This window comes from Kitasatospora sp. NPDC057198 (assembly GCF_042670125.1).
Taxonomy (GTDB): Bacteria; Actinomycetota; Actinomycetes; order Streptomycetales; family Streptomycetaceae; genus Kitasatospora.
In genome coordinates this window covers 1-7,355 of sequence record NZ_JBHUWH010000398.1, presented here as the reverse complement: position 1 = coordinate 7,355, position 7,355 = coordinate 1, and the positions used below count along the sequence as shown (strand labels likewise).

Here is a 7,355-nt window from a genome sequence, read left to right as displayed (position 1 = left end):
GCCCTGCAGCGCGCCGACCACTGGGCCGCCGCCCACCCGGCCGAGGCCGCTGCCATCGCCGCCGAGGACCAGGGCGGCGAGGCCGCCGACTGGCACACCGCGCTGGCCGCCCTGCCCTGGCAACTGGAGCCCGCCACCGCCGAGTTCGTCGCCGAGCAGCAGGAAGCCGCCGACATCTTCCACGGCGTCGGCTTCATCGACCGCGCCGTCACCGTCGCCGACGCCCACCTGCCCGAGCTGGAGCAGCCCGTCGCCGCCGCCGTCTCCCGCGCCGCGAAGGAAGCCTGAGCACCATGGCCACCGAAGTCCTCTGGTACCTGATCCCCCGCGAGGGCCACTACCCGTGGGAGCCCGAAGGCCGCCGCCCGGTCGACCTCGGCTACCTCCAGCACCTCGCCGCCACCGTCGAACGCCTCGGCTACACCGGGGCCCTGCTCGCCACCGACCAGTACGACGTGTGGACGCTCGGCTCCGCGCTGGCCGCCGCCACCGGCCCCGGCTTCCAGCCCCTGCTGGCCGTCCACCCCGGCCTGGTCTCGCCCACCCTGCTGGCCAAGATGGCGCTCTCCTTCGAGCACCTGCACGGCCCCGGCCGGCTCCGCTTCAACGTGGTCAACGGCTCCACCGGCCAGCTGCGCGAGTACGGCCTGCACGTCGGGCACGACGACCGCTACCGGCTCTCCGCCGAGTACTGGAGCCTGGTCAAGCGCCTCACCAGCGGCGAAGTCTTCGACCACGAAGGCGAGTTCTACCAGCTGAAGGACGCCGGCGCCTCGCTGCGCGACCTGCCGCCGCTGCGCGAGGGCCACATCCCGCTCTGGTTCGGCGGCTCCTCCCCGGCGGGCATCGAGGTCGCCGCCGAACACGTCGACGTCTACCTCACCTGGGGCGAACCCCCGCACCTGCTCAAGGAGAAGCTGGAACGCGTCCGCGAACGCGCCGCCGCCCACGGCCGCACCCTGCGGCTCGGCCTGCGCCTGCACCTGATCGTCCGCGACACCGAGGAGCAGGCGTGGGCCGCCGCCGACCGGCTGCTCGACGTCACCAGCCAGGCCACCTACGCCCGCCAACTCGGCGGCCGGGCCGGCGAGGACGGCGTCGGCTGGCAGCGCCAGTTCCGCCAGCACGGCGGCCGCGTCCCGGCCCGCGCCCGGGAGCTGGAGGAGCACCCCAACCTGTGGCCCGGGATGAGCCTGTTCCGCCCCGGCCCCGGCACCGCCGTGGTCGGCTCCACCGAACAGGTCGTCGAACGACTGCGGGAGTTCCAGGAGTTGGGCGTGGACACCTTCATCCTCTCCGGCAACCCGCTGCTGGAGGAGGCGTACCGGGTCGCCGAGACCGTCCTGCCGAAGCTGCACCCCTGAACCCGGACGTCCCCGGAACGAACCGGCGGGCGGCCGAACCCTCCCCGGCCGCCCGCCCGTTCACCGCACTACCTGCTCAGCCGGTCGATCTCCGCCAGCTCCTCGGCGCTCAGCGGGCCGGCCGCCAGCGCGTCCAGGTTCTGGTCCAGCTGCTTGACGCTCGACGCGCCGATGATCACCGACACCACCCGCTCGTCCCGCAGCACCCAGGACAGCGCCAGCTGCGCCAGGCTCTGCCCGCGGCCCTCCGCGACCTTCGCCAGCGCCCGCAGCTGGTCCAGCTTCGTCCCCGTCAGCGCCTCCTCCTTCAGGAAGTGGCCCACCGACATCCGCGAACCCGCCGGGACGTCACCCGACAGGTAGCGGTCGGTCAACAGGCCCTGCGCCAGCGGCGAGTAGGCGATCAGCGCGGTCTGCGTCTCGCCCACCGCGTCCAGCAGGCCCTGCTCCGGCTCCCGGTTCAGGATCGAGTAGCTGGCCTGGTTCAGCAGGCACGGCGTGCCCAGCTCGCGCAGGATCGCCACCGCCTCCCGGTGCTGCTCCGCCGGGTAGTTGGAGATCGCCGCGTACAGCGCCCGGCCCGAGCGCACCGCCGTGTCCAGCGCCCCCATGGTCTCCTCCAGCGGGGTGGAAGGGTCCCACCGGTGCGAGTAGAAGACGTCGACGTAGTCCAGGCCCATCCGGTCCAGCGACTGGTCCAGGCTGGCCAGCAGGTACTTGCGGCTGCCGCCGTCCCCGTACGGGCCCGGCCACATGTCCCAGCCCGCCTTCGAGGCGATGAACAGCTCGTCCCGGAACGGGCGGAAGTCCTGCGCGAACAGGTAGCCGAAGTTGCGCTCCGCGCTGCCGTACGGCGGGCCGTAGTTGTTCGCCAGGTCGAAGTGCGTCACCCCCCGGTCGAAGGCCCGGCGCAGCACCGCGCGCTGCACCTCCAGCGGCTGGGAGTCTCCGAAGTTGTGCCACAGGCCGAGCGAGACGGCGGGCAGCTGCACGCCGCTGCGCCCGGCGCGGCGGAAGGACATCGAGGTGTAGCGGTCTTCTGCGGGGAGGAAGCTCATGACCAGCATCCTGCCAGCTGAGGACCCCGACGGGACCAACGGCCCTGCCTCCGGACACCGCCCCGGCGTAGCCTGGACGGGCGGGAACCGCGCGGACACGGAGCGCGACAGCGGGAACGCGACGGCACGACGTGACAGCACGACGCGACAGCACGAGGAGGGCCACCACCGTGACACTGCCGGACATCACCAGCCGGGCCGACCTGGAACGGGCCCTCCGGCTCTTCTACCGCGCCGCCTTCGCCGATCCGCTGATCGGCCCGTACTTCACCGAGATCGCCCACCTCGACCTGGAGGCCCACCTCCCCCGGATCACCGACTTCTGGGAGAGCGCCCTGCTGCGCACCGCCTCCTACCGCGGCAACGCGCTCGCCCCGCACGCCGCCCTGCACGCCGCCGCCCCGCTCACCGCCGCCCACTTCGGCCGCTGGGTCCAGCTCTGGCGCGCCACCCTCGACGGCCGCCACGCCGGGCCCGTCACCGAACGCGCCAAGGCCCAGTCCCAGCGGATCGCCGTCGCCATGCTGCGCCGCCTCGGCGAGGGCGACACCGGCGGCGGCAGCGGCGGCTTCGTCCCGCTCAGCGCCGTCCGGCTGGCCTCCGGCAGCGCCACGGTCTGAGCCCGCCGCGCCCGGCGCCGCAATCGGCGCCACGCCCGGCGCCACGCCCGGCGCCACGCCCGGTCCTCAGAGGCGCGCTGCCGGAGGACGGGGTGCCGGCCGGGGCCGGGTCGCCACGACTTTTCCGGACGCCCCCGAGCCCGGCTACGCGTCCAGGTAGTCGTGCCCCGGCGGGGCCGGTACGCACCGCAGCCCGCCGTCGCGCAGCTGCCACTCCGCCGCGCCGTCCACCTCGTGGTGCACCCGGAACACGCCGCGCACCCGGTCGTCCTCGTCGACCGCCGGGAGGGCCGCGACCCGCCGCAGCATCTCGCGGACCGACTCCTCGTACCCGGTGCGCCCGTGGGCGGCGAAGAACGCCACGTCGTCCCACATCGGCTGTTCGGCCGGGAAGGTCCACCCGCCCCGGTAGCCGCGCTCCCCGGCCCGTTCGGCCGCGGCGATCTCCCGGAGCAGCCGCACCTGCCCGTCCTCGCAGCAGTCCACCCATCCGCGGATCGACACGTAGGTTCCCATGGAGCCAGGCTGACAGCGCCCCGCCCGGTGCGTCCAACGCTTTGCGGCCCGCTTGGAGCCCGCTTGGAGCCCACTTGGAACGCAGGTCGGCACCGGTCGCGCGGGGGCATCGCATAGGCTCGACCCACGATGGTGCGGATCACTGTGCTCGGGACACTGACGGCGCAAGTGGCGGGGGCCGCCACCCGGTTGGGAGGCCCGCGCCAGCGCGGCGTGCTCGCCCAACTGCTGGTCGCCCGAGGGACGGCCGTCCCCGCCGACCGGCTGATCGACGACCTGTGGGAGGGCCGCCCGCCCGCCAAGGCCGCCGGCTCCCTCCAGGCGTACGTCTCCAACCTGCGCCGCCTGCTCGAACCCGAACGCGGCCCCCGTCAGGAGCCCCGCCTGCTGGTCAGCGAGGCGGGCGGCTACGCGCTGCGCGGCGTGCGCACCGACGCCCAGGAGTTCGAGGACCTGCTCGGCGACCCCAACCGCCCGCACCCGGACGGCGCGGCGCGGCTGCGGCGGGCGCTCGGACTGTGGCAGGGACCCGCGTACGGCGAGTTCGCCGACCGGGCCTGGGCCGTCCCCGAGATCGCCCGACTGGTGGAACTGCGCACCACCGCACGGGAATCCGCGGTCGAGGCCGACCTCGTCGCCGGACGGGCCCGCGCCGCCGCGCAGGACGCCGCCGCCCTGGTCGAGGACCACCCGCTGCGCGAGGAGTCCTGGCGGCTGCTCGCCCTCGCCCTCTGGCACGGCGGCCGCCAGGCCGAGGCGCTCGCCGCCGTCCGCCGCGCCCGCACCTACTTCGCCGCCGAACTCGGCCTCGACCCCGGCCCGTTGCTCACCGCCGTCGAATCCGCGATCCTGCACCAGCGCACCGAGGAACTGGCCCTCCGGCACACCCCGCCACGACAGCCGGCCGGGCCGACCGGAGGAGCGACGGGCCCCGCGGGAGCCGGGACCGGAGTCGCCGGGTGCGGCGGAGCCGTGATGTCGCCCGCCGTAGTCGACAGCACCCCAGGAGGCGCGACCGGGCCGGGGGGAGCCGTTGCGTCGGCGGGCGTGGCCGGGGTCGCGGCTGCTGCGCTGCCCGTCCAGGGTGCGCCGGAGCCCGGCGGTGACGCCTCCCGAGCTGCCTGGGCGGCCGGGCCCGGCTTCCCGGGCGCCGTCCGAGCCCAAGCCCGACCCCGAGCCCAAGCCCGACTCCACACCCTCCAAGCCCCCGCCCCCATCCCCGTCCCTGCCCCCATCCCCGTCCCTGCCCCCGCCGTTCGTCCGGGTGCCGGGCGGCCGCAGGTGTTCGTGGGGCGGGAGGACGAGTTGGCGGCGCTGCTGGGCGCGGCCGGGCGGGCGCGGGGCGGGGTCGGGTTCGCGCTGGTCGGTGGTGAGGCGGGGGCCGGGAAGTCGACCGTGCTGGGGCGGTTGCGGGAGCAACTGGCCGATGAGGGCTGGCGGGTGGTGACCGGCCGGTGCCCGGAGAGCGAGGGCGCCCCCGCCGCCTGGGCGTGGACGGAGGTGCTGCGCGAGCTCGCCCGGTACGAGCCGTCCACCGCCGCGGATCCGCTGCTGGCCCCGCTGCTCGCCGGCCCGGACCCGACCGGCCGCCAGGACCCGCTCTCGGGGCGGTTCCGGCTGCACCGCGCGGTCGTCGCCCACCTGCACGCCGCCGCCGGGGCGGTGCCGCTCGCCGTCCTGCTGGACGACCTGCACGCGGCCGACCCGGAGACCAGGGAGCTGCTCGGCGAGTTGGCCGCCGACCCGGCCGCCCCCGGCGGCGGTCTGCTGGTGGTGGCCGCGCTGCGCCCCGGTGAGGGTGAACTCGCGGACGTGCTGGCCAAGTTGGCCCGCCGCTCGCCGGTGCGGGTGCCGCTCGGCGGTCTGGCCGAGTCCGATGCCGGGCGGCTGATCGAGGCGGTGTGCGCCGCCCCCGTCCGCCCGGAGACCGTCCGGGCGCTGGCCGAACGCACCGGCGGGAACCCGTTCTACCTGGCCGAGAGCGCCCAACTCCTGGCCCTGGAGGACGAGTCGACCGCGCTGCGGCAGGTGCCGCAGGGCGTCCGGGACGTGCTGCGCCGCCGCTTCGAGCGGCTGCCCGCCCCGGCCGTCGACCTGCTGCGGCTGGCCGCCGTCGCGGGCCGGGAGAGTGACGTCGACCTGCTGCTGCGGGCGGGGGAGCAGGACGAGGACACCGCCACCGAGGCCGTCGAAGCGGCCGTCGCGGGCGGCCTGCTGCTCGAACCCCGGCCCGGCACCGTCCGGTTCGCCCACGTGCTGGTCCGCGACACCCTGTACGCCGACCTCGGCGGCCTGCGCCGGGCCCGGCTGCACGGCCGGATCGGCCACGCCCTGCACGAGCTGCGCCCCGGCGAACTCGCCGCGCTGGCCCACCACTTCACGCATGCCGCGACCGCCGCCACGGCCGCCCTCGCGGTCGACCACTGCGTGCGCGCCGCCGAGGCCGCCGGGCGCCGGTACGCCCACACCAGCGCCGTCAACCTGTTCCGGCAGGCCGTCGACAACCTGGAGCGCGCCGCCGAACGGCCCGGCGAGGACCGGCCCGCCCGCCGGATCGAGCTGCTCGGCGCCCTGCTGCGCGCCCAGGTCCGGGCCGGACAGGTCACTGCCGCCACCCGCACCAAGGCCCGCGCGCTCGAGGTCGCCCGGGAGAGCGGCCGGGAGGAACTCCTGATCGCCGCCTGGACGGCCTGGACCGAACCCACCCCGTGGATCACCCACCCGTACGGCGCGCTCGACCGGGAGGCCGTCGACCAGCTCACCCGGCTGCTGCGCCGCACCGACCTGCCGCCCGCCACCCGCTGCCGGCTGCTCGACGCGCTCACCCAGGAACTCGACTGCGCGGGCTCGGCCGATTCGGTCGCCGCCGGGCAGGAGGCCCTGGAGATCGCCCGCGCCGAGGGAGACCCGCGGCTGCTCTGCCTCGCGCTCACCGCCCGGGCCCGCTCCTGCGACCACGAGCTGGCGCCCGACGTCCGGGCCGCCCTGGCCGCCGAACTCGCCGCGCTCGCCGCCGAGCACGACCTGCCCGCCTACCGCTGGCACGCCGAGCACCTGGCCGCCACCGCCGCCGCCGTGCGCGGCGACCTGCCCGCGCTGCGCCGCCACATGGCGGTCGGCGAGGAGATCGCGCACCGCTACGGGCTGGCCGAGTTCGTCGACGTGGCGCTGTTCCAGCGCGGCATGCTGGAGTTCGCCGCGGGCCGCCCGGACGAGGCGGCCGCCCTGTACGAGCAGGCCCTGGCCGGTCTGCGCGAGCGCGGTTCGCTGCACGCGGCCGGGCTGGGGGCGCTGATCCGGATCGTGATCGCGCACCGGCGGGGCCGCCTCGCCGAGACGCTGCCGCTGATCCTGGAGCACCAGGCCCAGTACGGCCCGCTGATCACCGACGTGACCGCGCTCGCCATGCTCGCCGCCGGGCACGCCCCGGAGGAGGTCCGGCGGGCCCGGGGCGAGCGCCAGGGCGTCCAGGCCGACTACTTCCGCTCGCTGTTCCTGCAGCTGCGCGCGGACCTGGTGATCGCCCTGGACGAGCGGGAGGAGGCCGCCGGACTGCTGGACCGGATGCGTCCGCTGGCGCACCTGGTGGCCGGTGCGGCGTCCACCTCGATTGCGATCCGCCCGGTAGCCCTCACCCTCGGCGAACTCGCCCGCCACCTCGGCCGCACCGCCGAGGCCGCCGAGTACTTCCGGCGGGCCGCCGAGGTCGCCCGCCGCTGGGAGGCCCCCGGCTGGGAGGCCGAGGCCGTCACCGCCCTGGTCGGCCTCGGCCCCGGCCCCGGATCCGTCCCCGTTCC

Annotated in this window: 5 protein-coding genes and 1 pseudogene; 4 read left to right on the top strand and 2 right to left on the bottom strand. The window is 76.1% G+C overall.

What is annotated here, in order from left to right:
* Positions 1–288, top strand: a pseudogene (locus ACFUEL_RS31255) (sulfonate ABC transporter substrate-binding protein); the annotation flags it as partial.
* Between the two features lie 5 nt (positions 289–293).
* Positions 294–1,364, top strand: a complete 1,071-nt coding sequence (locus tag ACFUEL_RS31250) for an LLM class flavin-dependent oxidoreductase (RefSeq protein WP_380240182.1) — start codon at positions 294–296, stop codon at positions 1,362–1,364.
* A gap of 68 nt (positions 1,365–1,432) precedes the next feature.
* Here the strand turns inward: ACFUEL_RS31250 and ACFUEL_RS31245 are convergent, their stop codons facing one another.
* Entirely contained in the window at positions 1,433–2,422 is a 990-nt protein-coding gene (locus ACFUEL_RS31245; protein WP_380240180.1) for an aldo/keto reductase, read from the bottom strand.
* Between the two features lie 170 nt (positions 2,423–2,592).
* Here ACFUEL_RS31245 and ACFUEL_RS31240 point away from each other — a divergent pair, with 170 nt between their 5' ends.
* Positions 2,593–3,042, top strand: coding sequence for a group III truncated hemoglobin (locus ACFUEL_RS31240; protein WP_380240178.1), 450 nt, complete (start codon positions 2,593–2,595; stop codon positions 3,040–3,042).
* A gap of 144 nt (positions 3,043–3,186) precedes the next feature.
* On the opposite strand, the gene ACFUEL_RS31235 is transcribed toward ACFUEL_RS31240, so the two are convergent.
* Positions 3,187–3,558, bottom strand: coding sequence for a hypothetical protein (locus ACFUEL_RS31235; protein ID WP_380240176.1), 372 nt, complete (start codon positions 3,556–3,558; stop codon positions 3,187–3,189).
* 129 nt (positions 3,559–3,687) lie between these two features.
* Between ACFUEL_RS31235 and ACFUEL_RS31230 the strand changes: the two genes are divergently transcribed.
* Positions 3,688–7,355 (top strand): BTAD domain-containing putative transcriptional regulator (locus ACFUEL_RS31230; protein WP_380240174.1); only part of this gene is annotated, 3,668 nt, incomplete at its 3' end.